The organism is Actinosynnema sp. CA-299493 (assembly GCF_050946825.1).
Lineage (GTDB): Bacteria > Actinomycetota > Actinomycetes > Mycobacteriales > Pseudonocardiaceae > Actinosynnema.
The window spans coordinates 4,611,078-4,625,487 of sequence record NZ_CP191993.1; the positions used below are offsets into that span (position 1 = coordinate 4,611,078).

Here is a 14,410-nt window from a genome sequence, read left to right on the forward strand (position 1 = left end):
GGTCGCGCTCCAATCCGTGCGGGAGTCGGTCACTCGGTCGCGGCCTGCTTGAGGGCGTCGGCCCGGTCCACGCGCTCCCACGGCAGGTCGACGTCGGTCCGGCCGAAGTGGCCGTACGCGGCGACCGGCGCGTAGATCGGGCGTCGCAGGTCCAGGTCACGGATGATCGCCGCCGGGCGCAGGTCGAACACCTCCGTGACGGCCCGCCGGATGCGCGCGGGGTCGACCGTCTCCGTGCCGAAGGTCTCCACGAACAGGCCGACCGGGTTGGCGGTGCCGATCGCGTAGGCGACCTGGACCTCGATCCGCTGCGCCAGGCCCGCCGCGACGACGTTCTTGGCCACCCACCTCATCGCGTACGCCGCCGAGCGGTCCACTTTGGAGGGATCCTTGCCGGAGAACGCGCCGCCGCCGTGGCGGGCCATGCCGCCGTAGGTGTCGACGATGATCTTGCGACCGGTCAGGCCGGCGTCGCCCATCGGGCCGCCGATGACGAACCGGCCGGTCGGGTTGACCAGCAGCCGCACGTCGGAGGTGTCGATGTCCAGCCCCGCGAGCACGGGCAGCACGACGTGCTCGCGGATGTCGACCGCGAGCATGCGCTCCACGTCGATGCCGTCGGCGTGCTGGCTGGACACCACGACGGTGTCGAGCCGCACGGGCCGGTCGTCGACGTACTCGACGGTCACCTGCGTCTTGCCGTCGGGCCGCAGGTAGGGGACGACGCCCTGCTTGCGCACCGCCGTCAGCCGGCGGGCGAGGCCGTGGGCCAGCGCGATCGGCAACGGCATCAGCTCGGGGGTGTCGACGCAGGCGTAGCCGAACATCAGGCCCTGGTCGCCCGCGCCTTGGCGGCCGATCACGTCCTCGGCGGCGTCGCCGCGTGCCTCGTAGGCGGTGTCCACGCCTCGGGCGATGTCGGGCGACTGCGCGCCGATGGCCACGTTCACGCCGCAGGAGCGGCCGTCGAACCCCTTGGCCGACGAGTCGTAACCGATCTCGACGACCTTGTCCCGGACCAGGCCGGGGATGTCCACGTACGCGCTGGTGGTGACCTCGCCCACGACGTGGACCTGGCCCGTCGTCACCAGGGTCTCCACCGCGACGCGCGCCGCGGGGTCCTCGGCCAGCAGGGCGTCCAGGACGGTGTCGCTGATCGCGTCGCAGATCTTGTCCGGGTGGCCTTCGGTCACCGATTCGGACGTGAAGAGCCGGCTCGTCATGACTGTCCTCTCGTACGGGGGACCCGGGTGTTCGCGGGCGGCGCCGGGCGGCGTTCGACGAGTGGGTCGGCGGTGCCGGCCCGTCAGGACTCCGCCCCCGGGCGCTGTGTCGCTCCGGGGGCGGAGTCGTGCGGCGGGGGTCCGGTCAGTCGACCTGCGCCGCCGCGGGCGTGGCCACCGCTGGGGGTGCGGCGACCTTCCGCAGCAGGAGCGAGGTCAGCAGACCGACGACCATGCCCGCCGCGGTCAGGAGCACGACGACGAACTCGCCGTCGGCGGTCGCGGCGGTGTCCGGGGGAGCCCCTCCGGATGACGCCGCGAGGGCGGCGGCCGTGGCGATCACGGTGAACACGGCCAAGCCGATGGCGTTGCCGATGTTCAGGGTCGTGGAGGCGATGCCGTTGGCGACACCCTGTTCGTGCGCCGCGGTGCCCATCGCGGCGGCGATCCACATCGACGTCCAGATGATGCCCTGGCCGACGCCGGAGACCACGAGTCCCGGCACCAGTTGCAGGTAGCCCGCGTCAGCGCTGAACCCGAAGGCGAGCCCGACCGTGCCGACCACACCGATGGCGTGGCCGATCACCAGCGTGGTGCGGGTGCCGACGCGGTTGGTCAAGCGCTCGCCCACCTGGGTGCCGGTGGCGATGGCGATGGACGGTATGAGGAACGCGAGACCGGTCTGCAGCGCGGTGTAGCCGTGCACGCCCTGCATGAGGATGGTCAGGAAGTACGGCAGCACGCCGAACGTCGCCATGTAGATGAAGATCACCGTGATGCCGACGCTGAGGTCGCGGTTGCGGAACAGGCGGAAGGGCATCAGCGGGTCAGGGCTGCGCAGCTCGATGAGCGCGAAGACGCCCAGCAGCACCACGGCGAGCACCAGGGCGCCGAGCACCACCGGATCGCCCCAGCCCAGTTCCGGCCCTTGGACGAGGGCGAAGACGAGCAGCGTCACGCCGGCCGTGGCGGTGAGCGCGCCGCCGAGGTCGAACTTGCGCCGCCCGGTGCCCGCCAGGTCGCGCGGGATGACGAACAGGGCGGCCAGTGCGACGAGGCCCGCGAGCGGGACGTTGACGAAGAACACCGAGCGCCAGGTCAGGTTCTCGGTGAGCACGCCGCCGAGCAGCGCGCCGATGGTCAGGCCGCTGGCGCCGGCGCCGCCCCAGACCGCCAGCGCCTTGTTCCGCTTGGGGCCTTCCTCGAAGAGCGTGTTGATCAGCGCCAGCGTGGACGGCAGCAGCAGCGCGCCGCCGATGCCCTGGACGGCCCGGGCGATGATGATCACGACGGAGTTGCCCGCCAGTCCGCCCGCCAGCGACGAGACGGCGTAGAGCGCCAGCGCGAGCACGAAGATCCGCCGCCGCCCGAGCAGGTCGGCGGCGCGTCCGCCGAGCAGCAGGAAGCCGCCCGCGAAGACGACGTAGGCGCTCACCACCAACTGCTGCGTCTGACCGGGGAAGCCGAGGTCCGCGCCGATGTCCGGCAGCGCGACGTACACGATGTTGAGGTCGAGACCGTAGATCAGTTGCGCCAGTGCGAGTAGTCCCAGTACCCAGCCCAACCGCGGCGGTGCACCGCTCGAAGACGCTCCATGCGGTGCGAGTGACGTGGACATAGAAAGGTGCCCTTCTCGGATTCCTGCCGTAGAGCTGACCGGTCGACGAGCTGCCGGACCTGCCGCAGTACGTTTGTACGTATAGTTGCGTACTGTCGTACGGTTTGGCAAGCGGGCCACCCCGCGCGGGTCGCGGATCATCGTTTTCCCGGTTACAGTGGGAACGTGAGGTTTCTCCACCCGACCCGTGACCAGATCAGGGTCGAGAACGTCTTGGCGGCACTGGGGAACCCGCTGCGGATCGCCGTCGTCCGGGCGATCGACAACGGCGGCGAGTACAACTGCGGCAGCATCCTCACCGCGCTCGGCGTGACGTCGAAGTCGACCATGACGCGGCACTGGCGCGTCCTGCGCGAGAGCGGCGTCATCTGGCAGCGGCCCTCCGGGCGGGAGAACCTGGTCACCCTGCGCCGGGAAGACCTCGACGAGCGCTACCCCGGCCTGCTCGACGCCATCCTCGCGGGCTTCGCCGTGGATGGTGACGCCTGGCCGGTCGGCGAGCCGGTGTCGGCCGTGGGCAAGGGCTGAGCGCGACCGCCCGTCGCCGACCCCACCGCACGACCCGCGCGGCGTCGCCTCGCGACTCCGTCACCGGTGGCGGCACGCCCGTTCTCGTGGAGCCCGCCGCCGAGTCGACGGGGCCCACGGGAACGGTGGCGCGTCAGACCTTGCGGGCTACCAGGACGCCGTTCGCGCCCTGGCCGTCGAACGGCGTGACGCCTTCGGGCTTGAGCCCGAACTCCACCATCCACTCCCCGTACTCCGCGACGGTGTAGTTCCGCCCCCAGGTCTCCACCAGCATGTTCAAGCTCATCAACGCGGCGGGCGCGGGCCCACGCTTGTCGTCGTCCACGAAGGACTCGGTGACGAGCAGGACACCGCCGACCGGCAGGGCCTCGGCGCAGGCGCGCAGGATCTTGCGCGCGTCCTCGATGCCCCAGTCGTGCAGGATGTTGGAGAGCAGGATCGCGTCATGGCCCTCCGGGACGCCGCCGACCTCGAAGAAGTCGCCGCTGGCGAAGTCGATCCGGTCCGACAGCCCCGCCGCGGCCACGCGCGGCCTGGTCAGCTCGCAGACGAACGGCAGGTCGAAGACCGTCGCCTTGAGGTGCGGGTGGTGCCGGCACAGCTCGATGTCGTAGGCCGCACCGCCGCCGCCGACGTCCAGCAGGGACTTGATCTCGCTGAAGTCGATGGCCTTCGCCAGCTGTGCGGCGGTGTAGACCGACAGCGAGTGCATCGCGTCCCAGAAGTGCTCCTTGACCACCGGGTCGTTGGGCTCGAACAGCGACTTCTGGGTCTCCACGTTCCAGGTGCTCGGGTGGTTGCCCCGCAGTGAGGTCTCCATCTCCAGGTACGCCGGGTACTCGTGCTTGTCGACCAGGGTGACCCACCCGCCGAAATACCTCGACTTGTTCTTGTCCAGGTACTCCTCGGACAGGGCGGTGTTGGTGAAGCGGCCCTCGTCGTCGAGGTCGAGCAGGTCCAGCGAGACGCAGGCGGTGAGCAGGAGCTCCGCGGGGCGCTCGTCGATCCCGTGCCGCGTGGCGAACTCCGCCAGCGTGGTGCCGCCCCCGTCGGCCAGTTCGGTGAACACCCCGAGCTCGGTCGCCAGGGCGAGTGCCTTGAAGGCGTACACCCCCAGCGTGAGGTCCATGAGAGGAGTGGGAGAGACGGGCGATGTCATCGAATCCTCCAGAGTCTCCGGTGTCCCGGATACCGCGATGCCCGCGCGAAGAGGTCCTGCCGCACCGGGCCGTGACGATCGGCTCTCGCAGTGGCGAGGACGAGGATTCCCTCGACCACTGTATCTATGTACGCGTATATACGTACATGAAGAACGGGTCCGGCGATAGGTGGGTGCGGGTGCGACTACGGGTGCCGAACCACCCGCCGGGTGGTTCGGCATGCCGCACCCCGTCACGTCAGCGGGAGGCGTACTCCTCGACGACCTCCGGGTCGACGCTCACCCCGTTGAGCACGGCGTCGAGCAGGCCGGGGAAGCGCGCGTCCAGGTCGCTCCGACGCAGCGACAGCAGGTTCTCCCGCCCCGACGGCCGCTGCCAGATGACCCCGCTATCGCGCAGCACGCGCCAGTGGTGGGTCAACGTGGACTTCGAGATCTCCTTGCTGAGCACCGTGCCGCACGGGTGCTCGCCACCCGAGGCCAGTCTGCGGACGACGGCCAGCCGCATCGGGTTGCCGAGGGCGGTGAGGACGTGGTCCAGCCTGATCTGCTCCCGCTCCGGGTGGTGGTTGTACGCCATAGTCCCAGGCTAAGGCATAAGTTACGCAAGAACGCGAACTTTCGTACTGATCCCCTGCGCGAAGCCGTGGAGTGCCGTACTATCCAACTGTACGCATTTAGTCGTACTATCCGGCCTCGATGCCCAGGAGGTTCCCGGTGCCCGTCGGACCCGTCGAGTTCACCCGCGCGCTGTCGAGAGTCCTCGGACCGGTCGCGGTGGTCACCACCGCGGACGACACCGGCCGGCGCTGGGGATTCACCGGCAGCGCGTTCTGCTCCGTGTCGCTGACCCCGCCGCTCGTCCTGGTGTGCCTGGCCAAGACCGCGAGCACGCACACCGCGTTCCGCTCCGCCGGGCGGTTCATGGTGAACGTGCTGTCGCAGGAGCAGGCCGACCTGGCCCGGCGGTTCGCGAAGTCCGGCGTCGACCGGTTCGCCGCGCAGGACACGGTGACGTGCGAACTCGGTCTGCCCGGCTTGCTGGAGGCGTCCGCCCGGCTGGCCTGCTCCACCCACCAGCTCGTCGACGCGGGCGACCACAGCATCCTCATCGGGCTGGTCGAGGCGACGCACGCGGCGGACGACGTGCCCCTGGCGTACTGGAACCGCGGGTTCGCCCGCGTCCAGGCGCTGTAGGCGTGGCGTTGCACGCCGCGGCGTTGAAGGTCGCGCTCCTCGGCACGGCGCACGTCCACCTGGCCGACCACCTGGACGCCCTGCGCCGTGACGGCCGCGTCGAGCTCGTCGCGGCGCACCACGGCGACGAGCGGTGGTGGACTTCGCTGCCCGGCGTGCCCGCGGTCGACCTGGACGAGGCGCTGGCCCTCGCCGACGCGGTGATCGTGGCCTCCACCACGGCCGGGCACGCCCGACTGCTGCCCGGCGTCGTGGCCGCGGAGGTGCCCGCGCTCGTCGAGAAGCCGTTGGGCGCCGACGACCTCGCCACCCGGAGCCTCGCGGCCCTCGTGGACGTGGGACGTGCGCCCGTGACGACGGCGATGTTCCTGCGGTGCGCGCCCGCGCTGCGGCGGGTGCGCGCGCTGCTGACCGAGCGGTTCTGCGGCGAGCTGTCCTCGGCGCACGTGCGGTTCACCCACCCCGGCGGCCTGTTCACCGGTCCCGCCGGGTGGATGCTCGACCGGCGGTGGGGCGCCGTCGGTGGGTTCGCCGACCTGGGCGTCCACCTGCTCGATCTGCTGGTGTGGTTGTGCCCGGACGTGCCGCTGCGGGCCTCGTCGTTGACGGTGCGACACGTGCCGGACCTCGCTTTGGACGTGGGTGGTGTGGCGCTGATCGACTGGGGTGGTGTGCCGGTGTCGGTGCACGCGGGCTGGACCTCCCGGCCGGGAGGGCTGCACCTGCACTTCGAAGGAGCCGAGGGGTCGCTCACCGTGGACGGCGGCAGGCTGCTCGCCCGCCGCGCCGGCTCCGGGGGAGAGGTGTCGTGCCACCCCGGCCCGGCCGCGGGCGACGCCGTCACCGCGTTCCTGGCCCAACTGCGCGGTGAGCCGTCGTGGGAGATGCCCACGACGGCGGAGATCGTCACCACCTCACGAGTGCTGGCCGAACTGGGGTCGTGAGCCTTCCGGGCACACCGTCGTGCCCGGAAGGACGATCACCTGAAGTCGACGATCGTCTTCAGGTGGGTCGTGCCGCGGTAGTTCTCCAGCACGTCCACCAGCGACTCGTAGTCGGAGAACTTGCACACCGCGGACAGGAGCCGCCGCCCGTCCACCACACCGGTCTGGAGCATCTGCATGGCGGACGCGATAACGTTGGCGGTCTTGTGCATGGGGAAACTGGTCACGTCGAACGGCGCGGAGCTGATGTTGAGACCCTTGGCCAGCATCAGCCACGTGTCGAACTTCTGCATCTCCTGCGAGGCGCCGTAGAGCACGTAGCGACCCCTGGGCCGCAGCGCCCGCATGGCCAGCCGCCGGGGGTCCCGGTCCTCGTCGCCGCCCATGATCGTCGGCAGCGCGTCGAAGACGTAGTCGAACGTGCTCTCCGGCACCTCCTCGCGCAGCTCTTCGGGCAGGTAGGCCCGCTCGGAGAAGTGCTCCTGCGCGAACCGGTTCCGCATCGGGTTCGCGTCCATGGACACGACCGAGTTCGGCGCGAACAGCCGCTTGATGATGCTCCCCGCGATCACCCCGATCGGCCCGCTGCCCAGGATCAGGACACGGTCGCCCACCTGCGGCGGGTGGGTGAGGATCGCGCGCAGGGCGCCCGTGGTGGGCTCGATGAACGACGCCTCCAGGTCGTCGATCGACTCCGGCACGCGGACCGCGGCGGCGCGCCGGTCATCGAAGAAGTTCCGGTCGGCCGCGAACACGTCCTCGACCACCTCGCCGGAGAAGATCGGCCGCAACGTCCGGTACTCGGCGAAGCCGCCGAAATCCGTCTGTCCCCAGTAGACGATCCGGTCGCCCAGCGACACCCGGTTCCCGATCAGCCCCGACCCGGTCTGCACGACCTCGCCGAGGTATTCGTGCCCCAGCACGATCGGGTACTCCGAGGGGAACAGATGGCCTTCGAAGAACGAGATGTCCGTCGAGCAGATCGACACGCACCGCGTTTTCATCAAGAGCCCGTCGTGCGGCGCCTCCGGAATCGGCATGTCGGACAACATGACCTTGCGCGGTGCTATCAATTGTAACGCCTTCATCATCTCCATCGGATTTCCCCATCATCCTCACGCGATCAACGGCGCATCTGGAGCGGTCCACCCAGGAGGTATTGACCGACGGTTTCGAAGTGCGACGACGACAGGGTCACGTGTTTCGTCGCGGAGTGGACGTCCCGGAAGGCGCGTTCCAACCGGCTCGTCGTGTAGAGCGAGCTCGAACCGGCGAGCCGGTACAGCAGGTCGACTGCGGCGATCGAGTTCTCGGCGACCGAGGCGGCCGTGGCGCGCACCAGCGCGCTCAACGCGTTGCCGCCGTCCGTGCCGTGCTCGACGGTCTCGCGCGCGGCATCGGCCAGGAGCGCCTCGGCCGAGCGGACGAGCATCTGGGCGCGGCCGAACTTCTCCTGCGCGGTGTGGCTCGCGGCAAGCGTCGTCGTGGCCGCCGCGGGCGTCTTGCCGACCGCCAGCTCGCGGAACGACGCCAGCGCGTCCTGCGCGATCCCGAGCGCGGTCGAAGCCGAGGTGAACGGCCCGAAGTCGTAGTAGCTGACGGCGTACGCCCGTGACGCCCGTGCCCGCGGCGCCGTGTGCATGTCGGCGACCGGAACGGTGAACTCCTCCGGGACGAACGTCTCCGCGACCGTGTAGTGATTGCTCCCCGTGCCGCGCAAGCCGAGGGTGTGCCAGGTGTCGAGCAGTCGGCTCTCGGCCTTCGGGATGAACAGCATCCGCGTCTCGCGACCGTACGCCGCGGTGCGCGCGGTGCCGTTCTCCGTCACCACGGCCGCGCAGACCAGCCAGTCCGCGTGCGCGTACCCGCTGGCGAAGGCCCACTGGCCGCTCAACCGGAACCCGCCGTCGACGACCTCGGCCGCGCCGGTCGGGTTCACCCCGCCGACGACCAGGCCGGAGTGGTCCTTGAACAGCTTGCGCGACGTCGGCTCGGGCAGGTAGTCCGACAACCGGCCGATGGCCCCCTGCACCCCCATCTGCCAGGCCACCGAGGCGTCCAGGCGGGCCAGCGCCTGGATCACCGCGGACCCGGTGGCGATGCTCACCTGCCCACCGCCGAATTCCTCCGACACCCACATGCGGTGGATGCCCGCCTGGCGCAGCGCGTCGACGACCTCCGGCGGGGTGACCCGCTCCTCGTCCGCCTTCGCGCGGTTCTCCCGGATCAGCGGCTCGACCGCTTCGAGGCGGCGGAGCCAGGTCTCCCGCTCGTCCGACACGGTCGAGGTGCGTAACAGCTCGTTCCCTTGTGGCACGTGGTTCTCCTCCGGTGGATGACAGCCGCGCACAACAGACAGTTCAACACTACGCAAACAGGCGTACTTTCGTACAGAGTACCGACCGGTGTTCCGATGCGCATGTGATCCAGGTCACCATAAATTTCGATTACCGGCACCGATTAGTTCCTGCGTTTACCGCAGGGCGAAAGCGGCCTACTTGTCGATAGGCCAACCGGGCGCGCTACCTATTGCCGGTGATGCCCGGCAACCCCGGAAAAGATGTGCCCCCTGTCGGAGCGTACCTGCGGAGGTGGGCACTTAGAAACCTTTGACCGATCTTCTGCGGTACCCCGAAGACGGGTGAAGAATTCCACCTTCGCGGAATAGCCGCCTCCGTCGTGGCGATCGTCGCCCGGTGCCGTGCCCGGCCCGGTCGCGTGCGGGTCCGAACGGGCAGGCCAATTATTATGGTCGAGTACGAATATGCGAAAACGCCTCCGCCCGTGCCGGACATGTGCCTCGTACCCCGCCGCCCACAGCCGTGTCCATCCCTGAACAGAGCCGGGAACGACCGCGGTGGGATCGTCCCGGGGTCGGGTCGACCGCCGAACGCGAGGCCCGGCACAGGCGTCAACCGACCAGGACCCGCGCGAGTGGCTGCCATCCCACGCCGGTGCGCGCCCGCATCGACGGACTGCCCGTCGTGCTGGACGGCGCAGTCGACGCGGGCAGGGTTCTCGACCTCCCCATCACCTGGGACAGAGTCTCGACGGTTACCGGGCGATGGACCGGTGCGAAGCCCTCAAGCTCCTCATCCGGCTCTGACGAGCGGGACGTCCTGTCACCGGCAGACCGTTGTGGACGGTCGGTGAACGGCCGCTGCCGCCAACGGGGTGAACATCGACCACGGACCGGCGAACGCAGCGGATCGAGGTACGGCTCGCGGATCGGTCGGTGGCACGCTCCAGCCCACGAGGCGGACCGGCGTGGGCGGTCCACGGGGTCGAGGAGCGACGTATGACCGGGCGCGCGACGGAGCGGAACCCCCGCGATTTCCCCTACGGGCCGGACGACGCGACGTGGTCCACGTTGGTGGCCTCGGCCGGGCTGGGCGACGGGCGCGCGTCGGTCATCGCGGGGCCGGCCCAGGACCCGAGGGAGGTCTACCCGAGCGACCCCGAGCTGGAGATCGGGGAGTTCGAGATCCCCGCCGAGGGGTTGAGCGCCCAGCAGCGCAAGCGAGCCCTCAACCGGCTGGAGACCTACCTGGTCGGCAGGCACGAGACCATGGTGGGGTTCCAGGGCAACCAGGACATGGGCCGGTACCAGCAGGACCTGGGCCGGTTCCTGGAGTTCCACCTCAACAACGTCGGCGACCCGTTCCAGCAGGGCAACTACAAGCTCAACACCAAGATCGTGGAACGCGCGGTCCTCGACCACTACGCGTCGCTCTGGCGGGCGGTGTGGCCCTACGACGCCGACAACCCCGACAGCTACTGGGGTTACGTGCTGACGATGGGCTCCACCGAGGGCAACCTCTACGCGTTCGCCGCCGCCCGCGACTACCTGTCGGGCAAGAAGCTGATCACCGAACCGGGCGACGGAGGCGAGGGGCCGATGTCGCAGATGATGTACGTGCAGGCCGCGGAGCCCACGTCGGCGGCGGCCGGTGGCGGTACGGGCGCGCCGGTGCGGGGCAACGCCTACCGGCCGGTGGCGTTCTACTCCGAGGACACCCACTACTCGGTGATCAGGGCGGTCCGGACGCTGTCGATCGACACCTTCGCGGCGATCGGCAGGCGGGAGCACCCCGGGCAGTGCCCCATCGCCGACGAGTGGCCGATGGAGGTGCCGTCCAAGGGCGGGGCGGACGGCAGCGGCGAGATCGACGTGGACAAGCTGGAGCAGCTCGTCCGGTTCTTCGCCGAACGCGGGCACCCGATCCTGTTGCTGCTCAACTTCGGCACCACCTTCAAGGGCGCGTACGACAACGTCGAGAAGGTCGCCGGCCGGCTCGTCCCGATCTTCGCGGAACACGGCCTGCTGGAGCGCGACATCGAGTTCGAGCCGGGGCGCACCGATCGCCGGCGGGGCTTCTGGGTGCACGTCGACGGCGCGCTCGGCGCGGGGTTCATGCCGTTCCTGCGGATCGCGGCGGCCGAGGAGCGCGGCAGCGACCTGGCCATCGGGCTGCGCCGGGAGATCAAGGGCAAGATCCCCGAGTTCGACTTCGGCTTGGAGGTCCACGGCGTCGACGTGGTCAGCTCCCTGGTGATGAGCGGGCACAAGTGGCCCGGTGCGCCCTGGCCGTGCGGGGTGTTCATGACCAAGAACAAGTTCCGGGTCGAGCCACCGGTGAAACCGGCCTACACCGGTTCACCCGACACCACGTTCGCCGGGTCGCGCAACGGCCTGTCACCCCTGGTGCTGTGGAACCACCTGGCGTCCAAGTCCATCCGCGAGCACGCGGCCGAGGCGGTGCGCGCGCTGCGCGTCACCCGGTACCTGGAGAGCTCGCTGCGCGAACTGGAGGACCGGCTCGACCGGGAGGACAGGCTCCCCGAGGGCGGCCTGCACGTCGACCGCAGCCCGATGGCCCTGACCGTGCGCTTCCGCCAACCCGAGGACCGCGTCATCGAGAAGTGGTCCCTGTCCTGCCAACCGATGCAGATGAACTCCGGCGAGCTGCGCCACTACGCGCACGTCTTCGCCATGCCGTCGGTCACCGAGGAGAAGGTCGACCTGTTCATCGAGGACCTGTTCGCGGAAGGCGCCTTCGACCGCCCCGAACCACTACCCCGACCCGAACGACCGGCGGGCGCGTCGACCTTCGCCACCGACGTGCGGCCCCTGGCGCTGGTGCCCGTCATCGGCCGCGGGTTCCAGTGATCGGAGCCCGGAGCCCGGAGCCCGGAGCCCGGAGCCCGGAGTTCCTGGAGACACGACCACCGTCGATCTGCCACGCGCCGGACCCCGACCGCCTGCGGAGAGCGGTCGGGGTCCGGCGGGTCACCGGCTCAGAAGCCCATCCGGCAACCGGACAGCACGATCTCCTGGCCCAGCAGGGTGACCACGCGCACGGCGTGCTGCGCGAGTTGGCCGTTGGGCCCGACCACCGTCTGGTTCAGGTGGACCGTCGCCACACCGGGCACGCCGATCGTCAGGGGCGCCGTGCCGATCGGCTGGCCGTTCAGCGTGCCGACGCGCGACGAGCCGGACAGACCCTGTTCGTTCGCCACGCAGTTGGTCTCGATGTCGGACACGGTGATCGCACCGCCCAGCAGGCTCGCGCTGGACACCTCGGCGCCCGCGTCGGTGCGACCCGTCGTGGTGTTCAGGTAGCAGTCGGCGTGCAGCGCCTGCACCGAGGCCAGCCCGAGCACGGTGACCGACGCCGTGGTCCTGTCCGACGACGGCGGGCAGGTCGCGTGCGGTGTCTTGGCGACGTTGATCAGGCCGGAAGCGCTGAGCGACCACGCCTCCGCTCGCACGTACGACACGATCGTCACCACGGCCGTGGCTGAACCACCGTCGTCGTCCGTGACCGTCACCAGCACGTTGTGCGAACCGACCCCGGTGTAGGAGTGCGCGGCGGTGCAGGTGCCCGAACCCGCGCCCTGAGCCACGCTGCCGTTCACCACGGGCGTGCCGTCGGCGAAGTCCACGGTGCACGTGTGCGTGTCGTGCGTGGCGATGTCGGTGAACGGCGCGGTGACCGTGACAGGGGTGTTGCGCAGCACTTGGACGCCGTTCGCCGGCGACGAGATGCTCACCTGCGGGGCGACGTTGGCCAGCGTCAGCGTGGTCGTGGCCACCACATCCGGGTGCAGGCTGTCGTTCGCCTTCAGGGTCAACGTCCACGTGCCGTCGTCGTTGCAGGTGACGGTGGTGTTCAGCGACGTGGGCGCGGAGAACGCGCACGTGGTGCCGGGGTCGACACCGGACAGCGGGGTCGCGCTCCACTGCACGGCCAGGGACGGGCCATCAGGGTCGACGACCGTGCCGGCCAGGGCGACGGGAGTGCCTTCCTGACCCGAGTAGGGTCCGCCGGCGCCGACCACCGGCGGGTCGTTGACGATGACCGTGGTGCACTCGATCACCGAGCCCGCCCCGCCGCCGTCGGTGCCGTGAGCGGTCACGCACAGCTGGTGCGTGCCGGAGGACAGGGGAGCGGTGGACGCCGTGTAGGTGACCGAGGCCGGGCCGGTCTCCGGCAGGGCGGGGGTGATGTCGGTGATCTGCGCGGGCGCGCCGTTGTTCACGCTCAGCGTCAGGTCGGTCAGCTGCGAGGCGATCACGCCGGGCACCACGTTCGGCAGGCTCGCCGGGTCGGGCACCGCGGTGCAGGTGCCACCGGTGAGGTCGGCGATGGCCTGGAGGCTGGCGTTGTAGTTGCCGCCGTTGCAGGCCGAGCCGGGGCCGACGGCGAAGGTGAAGTAGTCGACGTTGGCGGGCACCGCGCCCGCGACGCCGGTGACGTCGCCCGAGGCGAAGCCGTCGGACAGGAACAGCACGACCTTGCGGGCCTGGGTCTGGGCCTCGGTGACCGTGGTCGCCGACTGCACGGCGGGTATGAAGGTGGTGCCGGTGCCGACACCCCTGGCGGTGAACAGGCTCACGCCACCCTGGACGGCCGAACCGACGGCCTCTTCCACGTCACGCGTGCCGTTGCCGTTGGCGTCGCCCTCCGGCGTGGTCAGCAACTGGTCGCCCGCAGCCGGGCCCACGTCCACGGTCGCGGCGGAGGAGCCGAACACGACCGCGCCCACGCTGCCGACCACGGTGTTCGGCGCCGCTGCGACGGCGTTGAGATTGGCCACCGCGGCGCGCTCGCAGGACAGGATGTCCCCGCCGGCGCAAGCGCCCGCGGTGCTGCCGGAGACGTCCACGACATAGGTCAGCGCGGTGTCCTTGACCGCGACTCCGGTGCCGACGGAAGCTGTGCCGGTGACCGTGACCGGCCCCTGCGGCACGACGGTGTTCGGTGCCGGACTGGTGATGTCCACGGAGATGCTGGTGCCACCGGGCAGGTTGCCGTCGGTGGCCTGGGCCTGGATCTGACTGGTGATCAGGATGGTGACGGCTAACGCCGCCACCCCGGTCAGGTGCCTCGGTCTCATGTCCTCGTGCCCCTTCGCTCGAGTAATGAGAAATCGTGACTCCTCACTGATTGGTTACTGGGCCATTCCGGCGAGTGACTTTCCGTCGTGATCTCGGCTGGACGGGGCCGCACATCACCGCACACGACTGGTCCGCGCAGGTGCCGGCGCAGCGGGCAGGCCGACCGAAGGTGGGTGTCGTCCCTCGGTGCGCGGGCTGTACCAGGGACGGGTTCCCCCGTTCATGAACCAGAAGGAGCTCGGCGAGTTCCAGTTGTTCTCCGTCGCCGAACCGATGCTGGGTGGCGGACCGCATCCGACGCGAGGCAAGCCCGCGGAACAGTGACAGCTCGGGTGGTGC

General features: G+C 70.0%; 12 protein-coding genes. 5 read left to right on the top strand and 7 right to left on the bottom strand.

The window, feature by feature from the left end:
• Window positions 1-29: 29 nt before the first annotated feature.
• Window positions 30-1,223 carry a methionine adenosyltransferase gene (gene metK, locus ACQPYE_RS18875; RefSeq protein WP_498722734.1) on the bottom strand — a complete coding sequence of 398 codons (1,194 nt, stop codon included), beginning with the start codon at window positions 1,221-1,223 and terminating at the stop codon, window positions 30-32.
• 145 nt (window positions 1,224-1,368) lie between these two features.
• The gene (locus ACQPYE_RS18880) at window positions 1,369-2,787 is read right to left on the bottom strand and encodes an MFS transporter (protein ID WP_498722736.1); all 1,419 of its coding nucleotides are present in this window, start codon (window positions 2,785-2,787) and stop codon (window positions 1,369-1,371) included.
• A 219-nt stretch (window positions 2,788-3,006) separates the two neighbouring features.
• On the opposite strand from ACQPYE_RS18880, the gene ACQPYE_RS18885 reads away from it, so the two are divergent.
• Window positions 3,007-3,369, top strand: coding sequence for an ArsR/SmtB family transcription factor (locus ACQPYE_RS18885; protein ID WP_498722737.1), 363 nt, complete (start codon window positions 3,007-3,009; stop codon window positions 3,367-3,369).
• 133 nt (window positions 3,370-3,502) lie between these two features.
• Here the strand turns inward: ACQPYE_RS18885 and ACQPYE_RS18890 are convergent, their stop codons facing one another.
• Together ACQPYE_RS18890 and ACQPYE_RS18895 are read right to left on the bottom strand one after the other, a co-directional pair.
• Window positions 3,503-4,498, bottom strand: a complete 996-nt coding sequence (locus tag ACQPYE_RS18890; protein ID WP_498722739.1) for a methyltransferase — start codon at window positions 4,496-4,498, stop codon at window positions 3,503-3,505.
• 268 nt (window positions 4,499-4,766) lie between these two features.
• Window positions 4,767-5,108 (bottom strand): ArsR/SmtB family transcription factor, encoded by a 342-nt coding sequence (locus ACQPYE_RS18895; RefSeq protein ID WP_498722740.1) that lies wholly within the window; start codon window positions 5,106-5,108, stop codon window positions 4,767-4,769.
• A gap of 137 nt (window positions 5,109-5,245) precedes the next feature.
• On the opposite strand from ACQPYE_RS18895, the gene ACQPYE_RS18900 reads away from it, so the two are divergent.
• Both ACQPYE_RS18900 and ACQPYE_RS18905 read left to right on the top strand, forming a co-directional pair.
• Entirely contained in the window at window positions 5,246-5,725 is a 480-nt protein-coding gene (locus ACQPYE_RS18900) for a flavin reductase family protein (RefSeq protein ID WP_498722742.1), read from the top strand.
• A 2-nt stretch (window positions 5,726-5,727) separates the two neighbouring features.
• Window positions 5,728-6,669 carry a Gfo/Idh/MocA family protein gene (locus ACQPYE_RS18905; protein WP_498722744.1) on the top strand — a complete coding sequence of 314 codons (942 nt, stop codon included), beginning with the start codon at window positions 5,728-5,730 and terminating at the stop codon, window positions 6,667-6,669.
• Window positions 6,670-6,704: 35 nt separating this feature from the next.
• Here ACQPYE_RS18905 and ACQPYE_RS18910 read toward each other — a convergent pair whose 3' ends face one another.
• Both ACQPYE_RS18910 and ACQPYE_RS18915 read right to left on the bottom strand, forming a co-directional pair.
• Window positions 6,705-7,709 carry an alcohol dehydrogenase catalytic domain-containing protein gene (locus ACQPYE_RS18910; RefSeq protein ID WP_498722746.1) on the bottom strand — a complete coding sequence of 335 codons (1,005 nt, stop codon included), beginning with the start codon at window positions 7,707-7,709 and terminating at the stop codon, window positions 6,705-6,707.
• Between the two features lie 83 nt (window positions 7,710-7,792).
• Window positions 7,793-8,986 (bottom strand): acyl-CoA dehydrogenase family protein, encoded by a 1,194-nt coding sequence (locus ACQPYE_RS18915; protein WP_498722747.1) that lies wholly within the window; start codon window positions 8,984-8,986, stop codon window positions 7,793-7,795.
• A gap of 981 nt (window positions 8,987-9,967) precedes the next feature.
• Between ACQPYE_RS18915 and ACQPYE_RS18920 the strand changes: the two genes are divergently transcribed.
• A complete protein-coding gene (locus ACQPYE_RS18920) occupies window positions 9,968-11,839 on the top strand; it encodes a PLP-dependent aminotransferase family protein (protein ID WP_498722748.1) in 1,872 nt (623 codons plus the stop codon).
• Window positions 11,840-11,967: 128 nt separating this feature from the next.
• Here the strand turns inward: ACQPYE_RS18920 and ACQPYE_RS18925 are convergent, their stop codons facing one another.
• Window positions 11,968-14,070, bottom strand: coding sequence for a PKD domain-containing protein (locus ACQPYE_RS18925; protein ID WP_498722750.1), 2,103 nt, complete (start codon window positions 14,068-14,070; stop codon window positions 11,968-11,970).
• Window positions 14,071-14,257: 187 nt separating this feature from the next.
• Here ACQPYE_RS18925 and ACQPYE_RS18930 point away from each other — a divergent pair, with 187 nt between their 5' ends.
• On the top strand, window positions 14,258-14,395 hold the full coding sequence (locus tag ACQPYE_RS18930) for a hypothetical protein (protein WP_498722752.1): 138 nt from the start codon (window positions 14,258-14,260) through the stop codon (window positions 14,393-14,395).
• The last annotated feature ends 15 nt before the right edge of the window (window positions 14,396-14,410 follow it).

What these genes read in the sequence shown, in the direction of transcription:
- metK (WP_498722734.1), bottom strand. Translation starts at nt 1,223, where the DNA reads ATGACGAGCCGGCTCTTCACGTCCGAATCGGTGACCGAAGGCCACCCG.
- ACQPYE_RS18890 (WP_498722739.1), bottom strand. Translation starts at nt 4,498, where the DNA reads ATGGACCTCACGCTGGGGGTGTACGCCTTCAAGGCACTCGCCCTGGCG.
- ACQPYE_RS18895 (WP_498722740.1), bottom strand. Translation starts at nt 5,108, where the DNA reads ATGGCGTACAACCACCACCCGGAGCGGGAGCAGATCAGGCTGGACCAC.
- ACQPYE_RS18910 (WP_498722746.1), bottom strand. Translation starts at nt 7,709, where the DNA reads ATGCCGATTCCGGAGGCGCCGCACGACGGGCTCTTGATGAAAACGCGG.
- ACQPYE_RS18920 (WP_498722748.1), top strand. Translation starts at nt 9,968, where the DNA reads ATGACCGGGCGCGCGACGGAGCGGAACCCCCGCGATTTCCCCTACGGG.
- ACQPYE_RS18925 (WP_498722750.1), bottom strand. Translation starts at nt 14,070, where the DNA reads ATGAGACCGAGGCACCTGACCGGGGTGGCGGCGTTAGCCGTCACCATC.